This is a genomic window from Methylibium sp., from assembly GCF_035762065.1.
In the GTDB taxonomy this organism is placed as follows: Bacteria; Pseudomonadota; Gammaproteobacteria; order Burkholderiales; family Burkholderiaceae_C; genus Methylibium.
The window spans coordinates 25,904-42,753 of the sequence record NZ_DASTPW010000044.1 but is presented as its reverse complement, the minus strand read 5'-3'; the positions used below and the strand labels follow the sequence as shown (position 1 = coordinate 42,753).

General features: G+C 65.6%; 12 protein-coding genes. 3 read left to right on the top strand and 9 right to left on the bottom strand.

Annotated features, from left to right (window positions below; genetic code table 11):
* Position 1: 1 nt before the first annotated feature.
* Positions 2-2,863 (bottom strand): site-specific DNA-methyltransferase, encoded by a 2,862-nt coding sequence (locus tag VFR90_RS12660; RefSeq protein ID WP_326406498.1) that lies wholly within the window; start codon positions 2,861-2,863, stop codon positions 2-4.
* Positions 2,864-2,871: 8 nt separating this feature from the next.
* Positions 2,872-5,949 (bottom strand): BPTD_3080 family restriction endonuclease, encoded by a 3,078-nt coding sequence (locus VFR90_RS12655; RefSeq protein WP_326406497.1) that lies wholly within the window; start codon positions 5,947-5,949, stop codon positions 2,872-2,874.
* Positions 5,950-6,735: 786 nt separating this feature from the next.
* On the opposite strand from VFR90_RS12655, the gene VFR90_RS12650 reads away from it, so the two are divergent.
* Entirely contained in the window at positions 6,736-7,479 is a 744-nt protein-coding gene (locus VFR90_RS12650; RefSeq protein WP_326406496.1) for a phage Gp37/Gp68 family protein, read from the top strand.
* On the opposite strand, the gene tcmP is transcribed toward VFR90_RS12650, so the two are convergent.
* From tcmP to VFR90_RS12635, 3 genes are all read right to left on the bottom strand, one after another.
* On the bottom strand, positions 7,476-8,240 hold the full coding sequence (tcmP, locus tag VFR90_RS12645; RefSeq protein WP_326406495.1) for a three-Cys-motif partner protein TcmP: 765 nt from the start codon (positions 8,238-8,240) through the stop codon (positions 7,476-7,478). The genes VFR90_RS12650 and tcmP overlap by 4 nt on opposite strands.
* Positions 8,241-8,402: 162 nt before the next feature.
* On the bottom strand, positions 8,403-9,368 hold the full coding sequence (locus VFR90_RS12640; RefSeq protein ID WP_326406494.1) for a relaxase/mobilization nuclease domain-containing protein: 966 nt from the start codon (positions 9,366-9,368) through the stop codon (positions 8,403-8,405).
* Between the two features lie 16 nt (positions 9,369-9,384).
* Positions 9,385-9,969: a hypothetical protein gene (locus VFR90_RS12635; protein WP_326406493.1), complete on the bottom strand. Its 585-nt coding sequence runs from the start codon at positions 9,967-9,969 to the stop codon at positions 9,385-9,387.
* A 952-nt stretch (positions 9,970-10,921) separates the two neighbouring features.
* Here VFR90_RS12635 and stbB point away from each other — a divergent pair.
* Positions 10,922-11,665, top strand: coding sequence for a StbB family protein (gene stbB, locus VFR90_RS12630; protein ID WP_326406492.1), 744 nt, complete (start codon positions 10,922-10,924; stop codon positions 11,663-11,665).
* Positions 11,665-12,123, top strand: a complete 459-nt coding sequence (locus tag VFR90_RS12625) for a hypothetical protein (protein ID WP_326406491.1) — start codon at positions 11,665-11,667, stop codon at positions 12,121-12,123. Before stbB ends, VFR90_RS12625 begins: the two co-directional genes overlap by 1 nt.
* A 218-nt stretch (positions 12,124-12,341) precedes the next feature.
* On the opposite strand, the gene VFR90_RS12620 is transcribed toward VFR90_RS12625, so the two are convergent.
* The 4 genes from VFR90_RS12620 to VFR90_RS12605 all read right to left on the bottom strand — a co-directional run bounded on the left by VFR90_RS12620 (position 12,342) and on the right by VFR90_RS12605 (position 16,848).
* The gene (locus tag VFR90_RS12620) at positions 12,342-13,193 is read right to left on the bottom strand and encodes a DUF932 domain-containing protein (RefSeq protein WP_326406490.1); all 852 of its coding nucleotides are present in this window, start codon (positions 13,191-13,193) and stop codon (positions 12,342-12,344) included.
* Between the two features lie 68 nt (positions 13,194-13,261).
* Positions 13,262-13,750, bottom strand: coding sequence for a single-stranded DNA-binding protein (locus VFR90_RS12615; RefSeq protein WP_326406489.1), 489 nt, complete (start codon positions 13,748-13,750; stop codon positions 13,262-13,264).
* Positions 13,751-14,539: 789 nt separating this feature from the next.
* Positions 14,540-15,487, bottom strand: a complete 948-nt coding sequence (locus VFR90_RS12610; RefSeq protein WP_326406488.1) for a PIN domain-containing protein — start codon at positions 15,485-15,487, stop codon at positions 14,540-14,542.
* Between the two features lie 146 nt (positions 15,488-15,633).
* The gene (locus VFR90_RS12605; RefSeq protein ID WP_326406487.1) at positions 15,634-16,848 is read right to left on the bottom strand and encodes an MFS transporter; all 1,215 of its coding nucleotides are present in this window, start codon (positions 16,846-16,848) and stop codon (positions 15,634-15,636) included.
* Positions 16,849-16,850 lie beyond the last annotated feature (2 nt).

Genomic DNA, 16,850 nt, shown 5'->3' with positions numbered 1-16,850 from the left:
GCTACGACGCCACCTTGAAGACCTTAATCACTTCATCGCCCAGGTGGTTGATCACCTTCACTGCGATGCGGCCGGACTTGGGCTTGGTGAAGGGCCGTGACGTGTCGCTGTGCAGCGTCGTCCAGGCCTCCTCGTCGATCTCGGCTTTGAGCGTGGTCTTCAGCGACTTGTAGGGATCACTCGCGCCCAGGAAGTAGGCATGGCGAACGAAGAAGCTTTCTTCGTTGTAGTCGGTGTCGATGAACCAGCACGCGATCTCGTCGGGTCCGCTGGACTCGACCTTGCCCTCGTTCGGGCGGAAAACATCGACGCCGTTGACCTTCACACGGATGCGGCCGTCGGCCTCGGTCAACAACGAGATGTCGGGCTCGCCGAAGATCACGAACAGGTTGCCCTTGCCGGTGTTCTTCAGGTCCTCGGCCATGTGCAGGTCGGCGTTCATACGCGCCTTCAGCACCGGTAGGTCGGCGAGCTTGTTGAACTCCGTCGTGTGGGCCTCGTAGTTGAAGGCGCAGGCGATCAGCACGTCGAAGCCGGCGTCGCGTGCCTCGCGCGCGGCGGCCACCAGGTCCACGCGGGTGACGGTGCCGAACTCCGGGCCGATGAAGATGGCCGCGCGGCGCTGCCGGGCGCTGTTGCCTTCGCCTTCGTCGTACTTGCCTTCGCCACAGATGTACTCGCCCGGCCAGGCGGTCAGCGCCGTGAACGTGATGCGCCCCTCCTTGTGCGCCTGCTGGACGCCCGCCGTCTTCAGGTTCTCGAGGATCATCTGCGGGAAGCTTTGCTTCGCCGCGTAGTCCGCGTCCGGCTCGGCCACCTTGTCGATCAGTTCGTCGTTCTCGTCGACGCCCAACACTCGGTGCGGAGAAAGACTCTCGGCCGTGAAGGGCCCCGCCACTCGGACGCGCTTGTTGTCCACATACGGCTTGTCGTATAGGTACTCGAACTCGGCCTTGGCGCCGATGCTCGCATCAATCGCTCGCTGGCGAGCGACGAGGGCGGTCCACCAGTCGGTGTGCATCTTTTTCGCGACTTCAGGCCAGTTCGAGTCTAGGTCGCGAGGTACTTCCCACTCGCTCCACTGACGCCCAAGCGCTAGGTTTAGCTGTTTGCGTAGGGGTTCCAGGGTCTGCTGCCACTGTTCCCAGATCACGTCGATCTCGGCGTTGTTAGCGATCGACTTCAGCGTGATGTGCGGAACGCGCTCGTACACAAAGCCCAGGCGAACGCTTCCTTGTGGTGACTGGCTTGAAGGGGCCGACCGCGTAACCTCAGCCTCCTTAAGCTGGCCTTCCCGCGAGTCTGCGAGCAGGTAGTACGGATATCGGGCCCCCATGATCCGGGCTCGCGCCAACGCGAGCGCCACGCGTGACGTGTCGATCGTGATCCATCGACGAGCCCATTGCTCCGCAACGTGCGCGGTAGTGCCTGAACCGCAAGTAGGGTCAAGAACCAGGTCACCCGGATCAGTTGCCATCAAAATGCAACGCTGAACGATGCTTGTGTTTGTCTGGACAACATAGACCTTGGCATCATCGAAGCCAGAGGTCACCGTGTCATCCCATAGGTTCGAGAGCGGGAAGACTGGGAAGTCGTTTAGGAAGCGCACGTAGCGCAAGGTTCTGCCGACCACCATGAGCCGTCTAGCTGCTCGAAGTCGACCCATCCCCACTTGGCCAGTCTTCCAGTAGCCGGTTGGCGGTGTGATCGAGCGGCCCTCAAATTCGACCGGGAAGTCACCTGGCGGACGCTGGCTGGTGATGTTGTCATGAGAAAACAGCCGCCCCTGCCCCTGAGCGGTGGCCACCGATTCGTTCGGTCGTAGAGATCGTCGAGACAGGTCCGCCTGCTCCAAGTAGCGATACTGGGTCGCTCCCGCCTCGCCGGCGGCCTTTAGCAGGAAGGGTCTGCGGTACTTGACCTGGCCTTTCTGTTTAGCTGCCCACAGCACATAGTCGCTGACACCTGCGAGCAACTCGCTGGATGCGCTAGTTGTCTTCTTGACGGTTATCAGGCTGACGAAATTGTCAGGACCGAACACCTCGTCAAGGACACTCCGGACAGCATGAACGTTCTCATCGCCGATCTGGACAAACAGAGACCCAGAGTCAGACAGTAGGTCGCGCGCGACTGTCAAACGATCACGAAGGTACGTGAGGTATGAATGGATGCCATCGCGCCACGTATCCCGAAACGCCTTTACCTGCTCCGGCTCGCGTGTGATGTGTTGCACGTTGCCGTCTTTCACGTCCCGGCTCGTCGTGCTCCACTGGAAGTTGGAGTTAAATTTGATCCCGTAGGGCGGATCGAAGTAGATGCACTGCACCTTGCCGCGCAGGCCCTCGCGCTCGGCCAGCGACGCCATCACCTGCAGTGAGTCGCCCAGGATCATCCGATTCGACCAGTTCTGGTCGTGGGCATAGAACTCGGTCTTGTCGGCACCGTGCGGGATGCCGTTGAAGTCGGCGAACAGGTCGGGCGTCCGCTCGCCTTCGGCGTGTTCCCGCTCGCGGGTTTCACGCAGCAAGTTGTCGATCAGCGCCTTGGCGTGCACCTTCTCCTGAATGTAGAGCGGTGGCGCGTGTACGACCAGATCGCTCCAGTCCTGCTGATCCTTACCCCGCCACACAAGCTGCGGGTCGATGTCGCGATTCCGGGCCTGCTTCTCATCGCCCAGCGCGGCGCCGGCCTCGGCTCGCGGGTACCTCACACGAACCGGCGCGAGCTTCTGCTTCTCGAGTACCGATTGGTACTCAGCAGTCGGGATGTTCTTGCGCTTCGCGTCGTCGTGTTGGATGGCAGTGACGGTCTTGCCAGTGCCCGGCGCACCGTCCGATCCCTTGCGTCCTTTGGAGGTAGCCATGTCTGCGCTCAAGCCGTCGGTGCCGCGGCAACGGCAGCGACCTTTGTGACCATCGCATCGAACGCCTCTCGCAGCTTGACCGCAAAGTCGTGCTGCATGGCGTACACGTCCGTGAACTCGGCGAAGGCCCAGCGGCCGTGGCTCCCCAGCCGGTTCACGCCCGGCACCCAATAGTTGTCCATCGTGCTCTTCTTTTCTTTCGCGTCTTCGCCGCGGTAGCCCTTGATCTCGACGACCAGGTTCAGCAGGTCATCGTCGCCGCGTCCATCGTCGATGCGGACGATGAAGTCCGGCCGGTACTTGCGCATCTCGGCCTGCAGGCGGTACGGCACCTCCAGCCCGAGGTTGTGGTTCTTCACGTAGGCCCGCACGCGCGGGTGCTTCTCGGCCACCCGGCAGAACTCAGCCTCCCAATCGCTGTCGAGCACCACCCAGTTGATGTGGCACAGGTGCGCATCGGTGGCGTAGCGCTCGGTCTTGGTGGTGTTGAAGGCGACGTGGCGCGTGCTGCCGGTCGGGTTGTACGGGTCGAGCACGGCCTGGATCGGCCGTGACTTGGCCAGCTCCGCCCGCACGATGCCGGCCGTGATGCGATCACAGGCCCGCTCGGCCAAGGCCTTGTACTTCAGCTGCGCCGGGTAGGTGCCGCCCTTGCAAACCAAGTGCCCTTCGTCGAGCCACTGCTTGACGATGCGCTTGAGCTGGCCGAACAGGTGCAGGCGCGGCGCTTCGCCAGGGTCGCGCCATTTGTGCAGTACCAGGTGCGACGTGAGTTCGTACACCACCTGCGAGGGGCGCACGTCGGCCGTGTGCGCGAGCGTCAGGTCCACCGGCTCGCCGATGATGCCGCTGTTGCGCGTTTCGGTGGCGCCCACCAGCTCGGGCGTGAGGGTCAGCGTCGAGTCAGGGTCGAACGACGCGGTGATGCGCTCCTCCGGCAGCTCGATGCTGTAGCCCTGCACGCGGGGAAAGCGGATCTCCAGCGCGTCGCGGTCCGGCCGCACGGCTTGGACGCGCACCGTCTCGCGTGGCTTCTGGGGCGGCGCAATCACGGGCTCGGCATTGAAGTCGAACGGGATGCCCAGCACGTCGGCGTACTCGACGTTGAACAGCCCTTCGTTGTTAAGCTCGTAGCTCTGGCGCCGCAACGCGCGGCCAATGACCTGCTCGCACAGCAACTGCGTGCCGAACGCGCGCACGCCGAGAACGTGGGTGACGGTGTTGGTGTCCCAACCCTCGGTGAGCATGCTCACCGACACCACGCAGCGGATGGATTCGCCCAGACGGCCGGCTTTGCCCACGGTGTTCATCACCTCGCGCAGCAAGTCCTGGTCGCTGATGGTGTCGGCCGCGCGCGGATCGCCGCTGCGCTCGATGATCTCGCGGCGGAAGCGCTCGATCTCGTCGGCGGCCACGCCGCGGAAGTTGTCGTCCAGCGCTTCGCCGGACTCGAGCTGCTCACTGTCGATCAGCAGCGTTCGAGGGTGGCCGATGGCGTTGCCATGCTCATCGTGGTTGCGGAACAGCTCGAGGCGCCCGGCTTCGTGCGAGCGCGTGCCGTCATCATGTTCGCGCTCGAAACCTGCGATGTAGTCGTACACCAGCTTCGATGTGGCCGTGTTGTTGCACACAACAATGAAGCACGGCGGCACGTTGATGCCGGCGCGCTTCCACAGCTCGAAGGTCTTGGCGTAGTGGCCGTAGAGCGCTTCCAAGGCCGTGATCAGGGGCGTGGGCAGCTTGTGCGGATCCAGCCCGCTGGCCTTGCCGCGGCCCTTCTTCGGCATCTGCTTGCCGATGTGCTTCCACAGCTCCCGGTACATCGGCATGTCGCCGCCAGGAATATTGTCGGCAATCGGCACGCGCGGCAGCTTGACGATGCCGCACTCGATGGCATCCATCAGCGAGAAGTCGGACAGCGTCCACGGGAACAGCGTCCCCTCGGCATAGCCCGATCCGCGCAAGAAGAACGGGGTGGCCGACAGGTCCATCACGCGACTGACGCCGATCTTGCGTTGCACCGCCTCGATGCCGCTGATCCACAGGCGCGCGGCTTCGTTGTTCTGCTCGGCCTCTTTCTTCTCGTCCCCAGAGAGATCGTCGTCTTCGGCATCGACTTCGGCCTTCGGCTTCTCGCGGTAGCAGTGGTGCGCTTCGTCGTTGATCACGACTACTTGAGACATGCCCATCAGCTCGGGCATCACCCGCTGCAGCATCTGGCCTTCGGTCTCCAGGGTTTCGGGTGCGACGCCAGTGCGGCCTTGGAGGAGTTGCCGGCCCCCTTTGGAGAGTTCGACACGCTCGCGCAGCTTGAATGCGTGGTAGTTGGTGATGACGATCTTGGCCTTGTTGAGGTCGTCGAGCATGTCGCTCGGCACCAATTCGCGGCTGGCGTAGTAGCTGTCCGGATCGTTGGGTTGCAGTACGCGCAGGCGGTCTCGGATAGTGAGCCCAGGCGTCACGACCAGGAAGCCACGGGTGAACTTCTTGCTGCCAGGCCGGCGCACCGCGTTGACGGTCTGCCACGCGATCAGCATCGCCATAACGGTGGTCTTGCCGGCCCCGGTGGCGAGCTTCAAGGCGAGCCGGCTGAGGCCGGGATTGGCGTCCTGGTTCGCGCTGGCCAGGTGATCGATGAAGCGCTCGGCCGCCTTGCCCAGCTGCGGCGCCACTTCGGTCAGCCAGATAGCCGTCTCGGCGGCCTCGACCTGGCAGAAGAACGGACGGGTGTTGCTGAAGGCGTGATGGCGCCAGTGCTCAAGCAGGCGGGCCGTCTCCGGGGAAACACGCCAGTCGCTTGGGTTGGGCAGCGCACGCCACTTATCCACCTCGGCGCGGACCGCGTTGATGACAGCCGTGTGATCGTACTGCTGCTCCTGGGTCGAACGCTCGTCGAACAGCAGCGCGGCTTGCTTGTCGGCCCCCTTGCGCTTCTTTGGCGCTGGGATCGGCATCACGAAGTCTGCGCGTCGGCGGCTATCGACGATGCGCTGCGTGGGCTGCTTGTCCTCGCCAAGTTCCCAGTGGTGCGCCGGGTACTCGTAAGGGGAATTCAGGATCGGGCGCTCGAAGAAGGCGTTAGTCATGCGCCTTCCAGAGGTGCATCAGCCGCTCGGCCTGGTATCTCGACGTCAAGCTCCTGCACGCCTTGGCTCCCGTTGTTTGTGTTCGTTGGAGCGTATTTTCGGTTACTTCCAGTGCCGCATCCCAAACGACACGGTTTCCGGGCGGTGCCCCTCGGAAAGGGCGTCAGCCCCGCGGTCTGACACGACCGACGGGCTCGCCGCAGTCGTCCAAGAGTGGGTGGTCCAAGCGGCTCGACACCGCGGACCCGCATGAACCCGTGCTCGATGGTGACGAGCGTCGGTCTGAAGAGCTGAAACATGACGCCACAGCGCGGCGCTGGAGCGCACGGAGTACGAGGCGGCGGCCGGGTTGGGCGCCTGCGCAATCAACCAAGGTCTCCACGTACCCTTCGTCCGCCCACGCGACAGTAGTTGGCCCTTTGGCGAGGAGCACTCCCCGGCGGCGAAGAAGGCGGATGCGAGCGATCATCCAAAGCTGTATATTTATCCAGTATTTTGCAATGAAGCCATAGACGAAATGCACAAGGTGGGGAACAGGAGCGGGTGAGCTGCTGCTCGGCACGGCTGCGCGCGGCCCCGTGGCCGCGCATCGGCAAGGAGCAGCGCGACAAGACGGCTGAGGAGCTGTGGCGTGCGTGCACTTGGCGCGAACTCAAGCTTGAGCAGGCAGGGGCTGAGCGGATCGACCTAAGTGCGCCGGCTCGGGGGCGGCCGGAATGGAAGTGAAGCTGCCAGCCCAGACCTGATGAAGGCCGCCGCCTAAACTTGGCGCTAGGAAAGCGAGGCATGGCTGAGTCGTCGATCGAGTGGACAGAACACACCTGGAACCCAGTGACCGGCTGCACGAAGCTGTCACCGGGCTGCAAGCATTGCTATGCCGAAACGATGGCCCGCAGGCTCAAGGCGATGGGTGCGCCCGGGTATGAACGCGGGTTCGAGTTGACGCTTCACCCGGAACGGCTCGAACAGCCGCTGCGACGCAAGACTCCGACAACCTACTTCGTCAACTCGATGTCGGACCTGTTCCACGAGGCTGTGCCTGACCGCTTTGTGGATCAGGTGCTTGATGTCTGCCAACGTACCCCGCAGCACACCTACCAGGTGTTGACCAAGCGAGCGGAGCGCTTGCCGACGTTCTTCGCCAGCCGTGTTTGCCCGGCCAACGTCTGGCTCGGCGTTTCAGTGGAAGACCGGAGGTACGGTGTTCCGCGCATCGCGCAATTGCGGAAGGTGAAGGCGGCGGTCCGCTTCTTGTCGGTGGAGCCGCTGCTCGAGGACGTGGGCAAGCTCAACCTCCGCGGCATTCATTGGGTGATTGTTGGCGGAGAGAGCGGCGCAAAAGCTCGACCGATGGATGAGAGCTGGGCCGAGAGCGTTTGCGCCCAGGCCATCGCGCAAGATGTGCCGTTCTTCTTCAAGCAGTGGGGCGCCTGGGGCGCCGATGGCGTTCGGCGCGACAAGAAGCGCAACGGGCGCGAACTCTCGGGTCGCCGCTGGGATGAATTTCCAGTCGCCGTTGTCGCCGCCTAGAACAGGTCCAGACTGCGGTTTTTGTCGCGGGCGACATCGCCCCAGAGCCGAACCGGCAGGTCATGTCTGGCGAAGAAGACCATCCGGTAGATCGGGTGCCCATCGTCGTTGCGCACCAGGGGCATCTCCTTGCTGTACTGGAAGCCGAGTCCCTTGACCAGCCCGCACCAGTAGTTGAAGAACGCGATCGGAACGTTTCGCTTGTTCGATGAGCAGATGATCGGATCGTCTCGCCACCCGGGTGCCGCAGCGTCGAACCGCGCACGCCCCGGGTCGAACTCGAATTCGGCATTTCGCTGCAGGTCCATCGTGCTGAAGTTGATTGCCAGGTCAACCTTCGTCAACGAGGCCAGCGCTTCGATGATCGAGAACGACAGGTACTCCAGGTTGTACGGGTCGATGTACGCCAGGGTAAGCGACCCGCGCGTCGGCACGGCGCTGACCATCGTTCGAACAGTATCAACTGCCGGTCCGGTAAATGGCGTCGATTTGGCCCCCAAGGCGCTCAGCCTGTCAGCGCAGGCCTGAGCCCGCTCCTGTTGAAGATCGCCGACCAGCATCTGTGTGAAGGGGGTGGCTGCGCGCTGAAGCGTTCGCCAGGCAACGACCGCACCGCCGTCACGGGTGAAGCTTTCACCCTTGACTTGAATCCGCCCTGGGCCCCCAAACGGGTCGATGAACACCCGATGGCCCCATTGCCGCCAAGCATGTTGGCTGGCATCCAGGTAGTGCGACAGGAGCCGGTGCTTGTCGAAGGGCACCCAAGAGCCCACTCCCTTGCTATCGGGCCCACGCTCCACGAGCAGTTCCGGGCACGGATCAGGATGAACTTCGACGGACTTGACGTCACGGACTGATCTCGCGGGCATGCGCTGTTCTAGCACGCGTTGGCTATGGATCGGGGTGCGACTCCACTACGAGCCTTATCGACCGGGCCCCATTTCCACCGTCTTGGAGGTCTTCTCAGCCGCAGGCGTTCTGCCTGCTGACCGGTCTACATCGCCAGTCCGCATGCCACTCACGTAGCCTTCAATCGAACGCGCCAGCTCCCTGTCTGCGTCATCGTTCGATGCTCCAAGCACTCGCCCGAGTTGCTGCCAAGCGGCGAGCGCTTCTGCTCGCGACCCGCGCGCCTTGAGGCTCGACTTGGCCGTTGCGAAAGTCTTACGAAGCCGTCCATCTTCCCGCGCCTTGATCCTCCATAGCGGGTCGTAGTCTCGGCTGCTGCCTCGCGTCGCCTGTCGCGTGGCCTCGGCCTCAACACCCCGCTCGCGCAGCTTCCCCGCAAAGGTCTCGCGCCAGCGGTGCAGGTCGGTCTTGCGAGGGTTCAGTCGCCGGCCGTGCTTGGACTCAACGCGCACGCTGATGTGAACGTGCGGGTTGGCTTGGTGGTCGTGCAGCACCATCAGGTACTTGTGGTCGGCCAGCTCGATCTTCGCGAACTCGCGCGCCGCCCACTGCACGGTCAGCGGGTCAGTGCCGCGCGGCATCGACAGCATGATGTTGAAGGCCTCGCGTCGATCGCTCACGTCCTCGATGAGGCTGCCGCCGAAACGCCAGTCGTCGGTCAGCTCGTGCAGCGCCTCCTTGCCTCGCGTTGTCTCGCCGCGCTCATCTTCAATCTCGAGCCGGCCGTTCTTGCTGATGTAGCGGAAGTGCGCCGCGATGGCCTTCATGCCACGCCCGCCGCCGGTCACCTTGACCATCACCTGGGGCGCTCGGCGCACCACCGTCGCCTCGATGCGCTCGCGGATCGCCGCCGCGCGCTGGCGTGCCGCCAGAACACTGAGCTTCGGCTGCGGCTTGGTCTTGACGACGCGGTTGCCGGGATAGAAGAGCCGGTCGCCCCACTGGATCAGCACGCCGTCGATGTTGGGTGGTTGGGACATGTCGGTCTCCTTTGCTTCACGAGGCTGCGGGTCGCCTCGACTCGCCGCGCCCGGCGGATGGGCGCGCGGGCCGGAGGTCGGCCAGGACGCTCGCCGCCAGGATCAGGTGCGCGCGCACGTCGGCGCCCAGCGTGTCGAGCAATCGGCGGTACTGCCGCGCTGGACCCACCTCGCCCTGACGCAGCAAGGCCGTCAGTCGGTGGATCTCCCGGCTCAACGTCGATAGCTCGGCACTCGATGCGGTGAGCGCACCGAGGCAATCGACGCGGCTCGCCGAGTCGCCCGTCAACGACGGCACGTTCGCCAGCAGACCCGCAAGGAAGGCGCCGCGCGATAGGCCGGCGCGCCGTGCTCCGGCATCGAGCTGCTCGGCCTCGCCGCTTATCAATCGGATTGACAGCTTCACGATCGAGCCCGCCGAGGCTGCGGTGCGCATCGCGCCCTCAGGCTCGGGTGATGCATCGACGATCCCCAACTCGCGCTCAACCGCGGCACGCACCAGCACCGACACGCTGACCCGCTGCGCCTGCGCACGCGCCACCAACGCGGCCTTAAGGCCGCGCATGTCCACAGTGACGAACTCGTGAGTCGGGGTGTTCATGGCCGAGCAAATCGATGCGATGCGAGGCAAGCGGAACGCTTCACAACTTGGCGGCAAGCAGCCTATCTCTGCACTCACCTTCGCATTCAGTGTTGGCTCGAATCGTGGCTCTTGAGCCGCTGGATTTCGGCCGGAATCCAGCAGGCGAGGCAGCCTTCATCGCATCGAAAATGCCTTCCAGAGAAACGCATGCGGGACACGAGCGTGACCAGTTCGGAAACTGTGAGACGGCAGCGAAACAACGCGGGACGCAGCCGCGACACGGGCACAACCGCAGCGAGACGGCGTGCGACGCCAGCGGGCTGCGTGCGTGACACACCCGCCACAAGACCGGTTCAAGGTGAAACGCTGACAAGACGGGACCGGGAAGCGGTGACACGAGATCGAGCCTCTGTGCACTCCGCCGAACTCGCGACGCGTGGGAGTGCAGCTTGAACGACACCGGTTCGACGGATCCAACGTCAGCAGACCCGGAAGAGCGCCCGACGAGTGCGCGAGCGATCGTACGGAACGCACTGGGCGCCGTCCGCCTTGTGCCCGGCCTGCCACCTGGCCGATGCACGCGCAAGGCGCTGCCCTTTGCAGACGAGATTCATCGCCTGTACGCCACCGGGTACACGCTGGAGGCCATACGCCAAGCGCTCTCCGCAGCCGGTGTGAACGTGAGCCGAAGCACGGTCCATCGTGAGGTGACCAGGGCAAGCAGACATCCGTCGGCCACTCTTGCGGCAGACACCTCGCGACGCGAGCTTGACCTGAGTTCGCAAGCGGCAGTGGTCGAACCCGCCGCCCAGCCCAAGAGAGATGGGGCACCCGTATCCCCTGGCCGGTCACCCTCCCCCGACCAACCCGGTCAGAGCAGCTTCGCCAACGGCCCGCGCGGCGAGGACGTCGCCAAGGCCTTCATGTCTACCCAGATCACCAACCCCTTCCTGCGTCACAAGGAGCCGCGATGAAGATCGCCGTCATCAACTTCTCGGGCAACGTGGGCAAGTCCACCGTCGCCCGGCACCTCCTGCAGCCGCGCATCGACGGCGCCGACCTGATCAGTGTCGAGAGCTTGAACGCGACCGAAGGCCAGACCCAGACGATCCGCGGAAGGCAGTTCGCCGACCTGCAGGAGTACCTGCAGACCGTCACCAGCGCCATCGTCGACATCGGCGCGAGCAACGTCGAGCAGCTGCTGGAGCTGATGCGCCAGTACCGCGGCAGCCACGAGGACTTCGATGCGTTCGTCGTGCCCACCGTCCCGGCCTTGAAGCAGCAGCAGGACACCATCGCCACGCTCGTCGAGCTGTCGCGGATCGGCGTGCCATCGTCTCGGGTTCGCCTGCTGTTCAACATGGTCGACGATCGAGAAGAACTGGCACGCAGTTTCCATCCCCTGCTCAACTTCGTGGCCGACCATCCGGTCGCACAGTCCGACCTGGCCTGCCGGCTCGGCGAGAACGAGATCTACGCGCGGCTGAAGAGCACAGGGATGAACGTTGGTGAGTGGGTGCGCGACACGATCGACTACAAAGCGCTGATCGCGAGGGCTGAAGATTCCGCGGAGAAGCTTGCCCTGGCGCACAAGTTGGCCACGCGCAGGCTGGCGCATGGCGTGCTGCCGGAACTGGACGCGTGCTTTGCGGCGCTCGGCCTGATGGGCGAAGCCGACACGACGACGCAGCTCTCAGACAGCGCGGCGGCGTGATGACCCCGAGCACGGCGCGCGAGGCACTGATCGTCGAGGCCATCGGCGACATCGCGGGGCTGCTTGATCGGGTCGAAGCGATGGGGGTGGGGATCGACGCGTCGCGCAAAGCGTGCGCCGAGGCGAGCGCGCAATTGTCGGCGGCGATCGAGGCGCTTGAAGGCCGCATGGTGGCCGTCAGCGACACCGCCCGGACGCAGGTGGTCCAGCACATCGTGAAGCGCACGGAGGAAGCCTCGCGACGGGCGCAGGAAGTCCAGTCGAGAGCACTCGCCGAGGCGGCTCGCGAGGTGTTTCGTGTCGAGGTCGAGCGGTCGCTGCAGCGTCTTGCCACGGCAGTGCAGACCGCGAGCTCTCGAACGTCGTCCGCGTGGGAGCCGTGGCTGACACACGCCGCCACCGCAGTGACGGCATCGATCGCCACGTGGACCTTGATGACCTGGTCACAGGGGCGATGAAGTAGAAGCGTGGCTCCGCCGTGCGAAGGCCGGAGCGCCTCCCGCGACCGTACCCGGCCGCCGCGCCTCGACGGCCGGCGGCCGGGACCTCGCGAGCCGGCGCCAGCCGGCGAGCGCGCCTTCAGTCCAAAACGCACGCAAGCACCGTCCCGATGGTCGGGCGGTGCAGCCGGAGTGCGCTGGATTCGAGGGCCGAATCCAGCGTGGTCCCTCAGCGCTCAGTGCTTCAGCTTGCGCATCTCCTCGGCCAGCACCCACAGCGCGCGGTTGAGGCTCACGCTTCGGTCGATGCTGCCGACGGCACGCGTCTGGATGCGCCGGCCCTGCGCCGTGCGGCCGGTCTGCCCGCCCCGCAGCGTGTTCTCCTGAACCCGTTGGAAGGTCGTCCACAGGCTGTGGCCAACATCCTCAGGCCGCCGCGCTTCGATGAGTTGCTCGGCGGTCACCGGGGCAGGCGGCTGACCGTCGCTGCGCTCGCCATAGCGCAGCGCCAGCGCGGCCGTCGCATAGGCCCTCTCCTCGTCGGGCCGAAGTTGCAGCGCCTTCATGCCTTCGGTCGAAGCGTCCACGCCCTCGAAGTCGTCGAGCACGCGAAACGCGCCTTCGATCACGTCGTCCTGAATGCGACCCTTGTGCGGGATGCGGATGTCGTTGGCGACGGTGCCCACGACCAGGCCGTTGCAGCAGACGAAGCGGAACACCCCCGCGAGCATCTGGTACGAGCTGGCGCCGTCGTGGCTGTTGATCAGGATGATCTCGTTCGCTTCTGGCCGGGTCTGCACTTGGCCCGCGTGGCGCATGCGGATCATGTGCTTGGTGAACTCGGTCTTGCCTTCGATGCGGCTCTTGCTCTGCGCCACCATGAAGGGCTCGAAGCCCTCCTTGCGTAGGCCGCGCAGCACCTCGATGGTCGGGATGTGCGTGTAGCGCTCGGAGCGGCTGATGTGCTTGCCCTCCGCAAAGATGGACGGCGCCGCACTGCGCATCTGATCCTCGGCGAGCGGCGTCTCGCTGCGGACGACGAAGGTGCTACGCGCAAAACGCGTGGCCAGGGTCGAGGTGGTGTTCATGCTTGAACCTCCATGATTCGGTGCGTGGATGGATCGGGCGAGGCGAGAAGCGCCCCGCCCTGTGCAGTTCAGGCGGCAGCCTGGGCCGGCTGGCGTTCGCTGCGGGGCTTGCGGCTGCGCATGGGGGCCGCGGCGCCGGCGCTGTCCGTGGTGGCATCCGCGCCCGACGGCGTGCCCCGGTCGGGACCGGCCCCGCGCGAGCGGCGCGCTTCGCCTTCGGCCTTGCTGTCGAGGTAGTCGATCTCCTCGGCGGTGAAGGCCAGGGCATAGATGTCCTGCCCTTCGTTGTCGGTGTAGTTGTTGTTGCGCAGGCGCCCGACGATGTTCACGTGCGAGCCTTTGCCGAGGTACTCGGCCGCGTGCTCGGCCTGCTTGCCCCACAGCGTCCACTGGATCGCCGTGGACTCCTCTCCGCGGGCGTCGCCCGAACCGCGCCGGGTGTTGCTGATCGCGGTCAGCACAGCCTTGGCGACCTTGCCTTCGCGGCCGTTGACGAACTCGAGCTTGACGGCGCCCGCCAGGTGCGCATGACGCTGGATGACTTGAACGTTGGCCATGACCTTCTCCTTGCAGAACGACCGGCCGCATCCGTGTTGGCTGCTTAAAGCTGATCCTTCTGCTTGGCTCTCCTCGCTCCCGCCCTTGGGGGCGGGCGGGGGGTGGGGGTGGCTGTTCGGGCGGTCGCCAACGCACGAAACGGTGAGCCGGTCACCCGGCCCACCGCATCGAAGATCCCCCCACAAGTCCCCCTCGTGGGGACGGGGGCGCAGTTGGGGGGATCGCGGTGGGTTCGACCGGCTCAACGAGCAGCGACCGCAGCGCCCCAGGGCCCGCGCGAAAGCGGCTGCTGTGACAGGTATCCCTGGCACCGCAGCCGCCGCGAGGCGCCAGCCAACCATCACGAGGGCCGGCGACTCTGCGGCCGACGTGCCACCAAGGAAGCCGCAGGCGAACGACTGGCGCGGCGGCCGAGCCGGCCCGAGCTGACTTGGTCTTCAGGGCGGCCCGGCAGCGGGCGTGGCGGGTGGCCGGGGTGACGATCGGGCTCGCTGCGCAGCCTGCGCAGCGCAGCGAAGTCAGCGAGCAGCGGGCCCGTTCGTCAAGCGGACCCGTCGGTCGCGCAGCGACGGACATCAGGGACCGCGATCCCTGGCCACGGGACGGGCCGCCGTCAGGGCGACGCAGGCGCAGCCTGCCTGACCGCGTTGCGCGAGGGATGGAAGCCCGTCAGGGGCGAGACGCCGGGTTGGGGTGCGTTTCCCGGCGGCTCGATGCAAAGCACGACAGCCCGGCCCTGCGCCGCAGGGACGCGCCCCGCACGCAATTCCGAGCGTCGGCCAGACCCGTCAACGGGCATGGCGCGCAATGCACGCACCACACATCCACTCGCCGTCGTCGTAGATGCCGTCGCCCATGTCCACCCGCTGGTCGCACCACGCACACTCGGTCAAGCGTCTCGATGCCTCCTCGCGTTCCTGCAAGGCTGCGAACGGCCGACGCGGTGTGTTGTCCCGGTACCCCGGCTGCAGCGAAGGAAGCAGAGCTGGATCAGGGGGACTGGAGAAGCAACCGCAGTTGGAACACCAGCGGCCCGCGTGATGCTCGATCGTGCTCGACTTTCCGCACCGCTTGCACACAACCTGCGGCTCGACGGCAGCCAGGAGGGTGCGAGGCAGCAGTTCTTCGAGCGCCTCGATGCGCCGGCACTTCACCCCGTTCCGGTTCAGGTGCAGCAGCAAGGGGTCATAGCCTTTGTCGCGCGACAGCACGAAGCACTCGGTCTGCGGCGCCGTCTCGAAGGTGCGCCCCAGATGAAAGGCAACGTGGAAATCGAGCGCATTGCGGCCGGTCCCCTCCACCTTCTGGAAGTCCACTCGGCTGAAGCGATGCGCCGTCGCGGGGTGCCTCGCCGCCTTCGGCGGCTGCTGGTTGGCACCAACGAACACGATCGCGCGATAGCTCTCGTCCAAGATCGACAGATCGATCCGCTGCACGTTTTCGTAGTCCACCAAGACGAGCTTGTCCGACATTCTCACGCCCCGCTTCGCCTGTGCTGTCCATCGCACCGCCGCGCCGTCAACGCAACGTCGCCGCCCGTTCAACCGGCCCGCTGCGACGCCCTCCGTTGCCAGCGAGCCGAACTCCTGCTTGTCGATGCCGTACCGGCGCATCTTCTCCCACAGCGTCTTTCGGCCGATACCCAGGCGAGCCGCGGTATCGGTCGTGGCGCCGCGGTGCGCCTGTAGGGCATCGACCAGGAACGCCCGCTCGCCGGTCTCCAGATGCTCGGTCATCGAGCGTCGCGGCAATTCGGGAGCGCATCTCGTCGATCGACGGCGGCTCCAGCTCGAACGAGATCGCGGTATGGCGCACCACGGCGCATGGATAGCGAGGAACGGCTTGCGCGTCCTTTGGTATGCGATGCGAAGGCTCATGTGAGTCAGCTTGTCGGATGGGCGCCCGTTTCGTCCGAGGCTTGCACGGAAGCGTCGAGCCTGGGCAACAGCAGCAGCGCCACGAGCGCCATCATGCCCAGCGCTGCGGTGACCCAAAGTGAGCCGGCGCCGAAGCGATCGAGCAGCATGCCGAACACCCAGGGTGCGAGAGCCTGCGCCAGACGCGCAGGCACCATCAGCAGGCCCTGTCGATGACCGTAGCCGCTCGGGCCGAACAGCACCAGCGGCAGCGTGCCCTTGGCGATGGTCAGGATGCCGTTGCCCGCACCGTGAAAGACAGCGAACAGCGCTGCCGCCGGCGCGCCAACCACCAGCAGCGCACCAGCGCCGACCGGATGCATCAGCGCCGCCAGTCGCGCCGACAGCAGTGGATGCACTCGGCGCAGGATGCCGACCTCCAGCAGGCGCCCTCCCACTTGGGCCGGCCCGACGAGGGCGCCGATGGCGACAGCCGCGGCGAGGCTCGCGCCGCCGGCTTGCAGCAGGCGAGGCAGGTGCGCCGCCATCGCGGTGCTGATGAACCACGTCACGGCAAACACAAAGGCCAGCAGGACAGCCGCGCGGGTTGCATCGGGTCGTGCTTCGTCCTCGGGTCCGCCGGCATCTGCAGGCGGCACGCCGTGCAAGGTCGCTAACGCGACCTTCGGCAGCAGCGCGTTCAGCGGCAGGCCCAGCACAAGGTGCAACGCCGCCCAGGCAAGACAGGCACCCCGCCATCCGAACTGCGCCTCGAACAGCGTCGTCAACGGCCAGCCGACCGTGCTCGCAAATCCAGCGACAAGCGTGATGCCCGTGATCGCATTGCGCGAGTCACGGCCGTACAGGCGCACCAGCGCCGCGAAGGCCGCTTCGTACAAGCCACTGCTCATCGCGACGCCGATGACGACCCAGGCTGCGAACACGCCGACCGTGCCCTGCGCCATCGCCAGCAGCCCGAGGCCCACAGCGAAGACGAGGTTCGTCGCAAGCAACACCGGCCGACCGCCCCAGCGGTCGATGCTTCGACCCGACCACGGGCCCAGCAGCGCCGACACGATCAGCGCCACCGAGAACGCGGCGAAGACCGTTGGCACCGACATCCCGAGTTCTCGCGCCATCGGCGCGGCCAGCATCGCCGGCAGGTAGTACGACGAGGCCCAGGCGAGCGTCTGGGCCGCGCCCAGCGCGGCGATGGTTCGCCATCGAAGACCGATGCTCATGG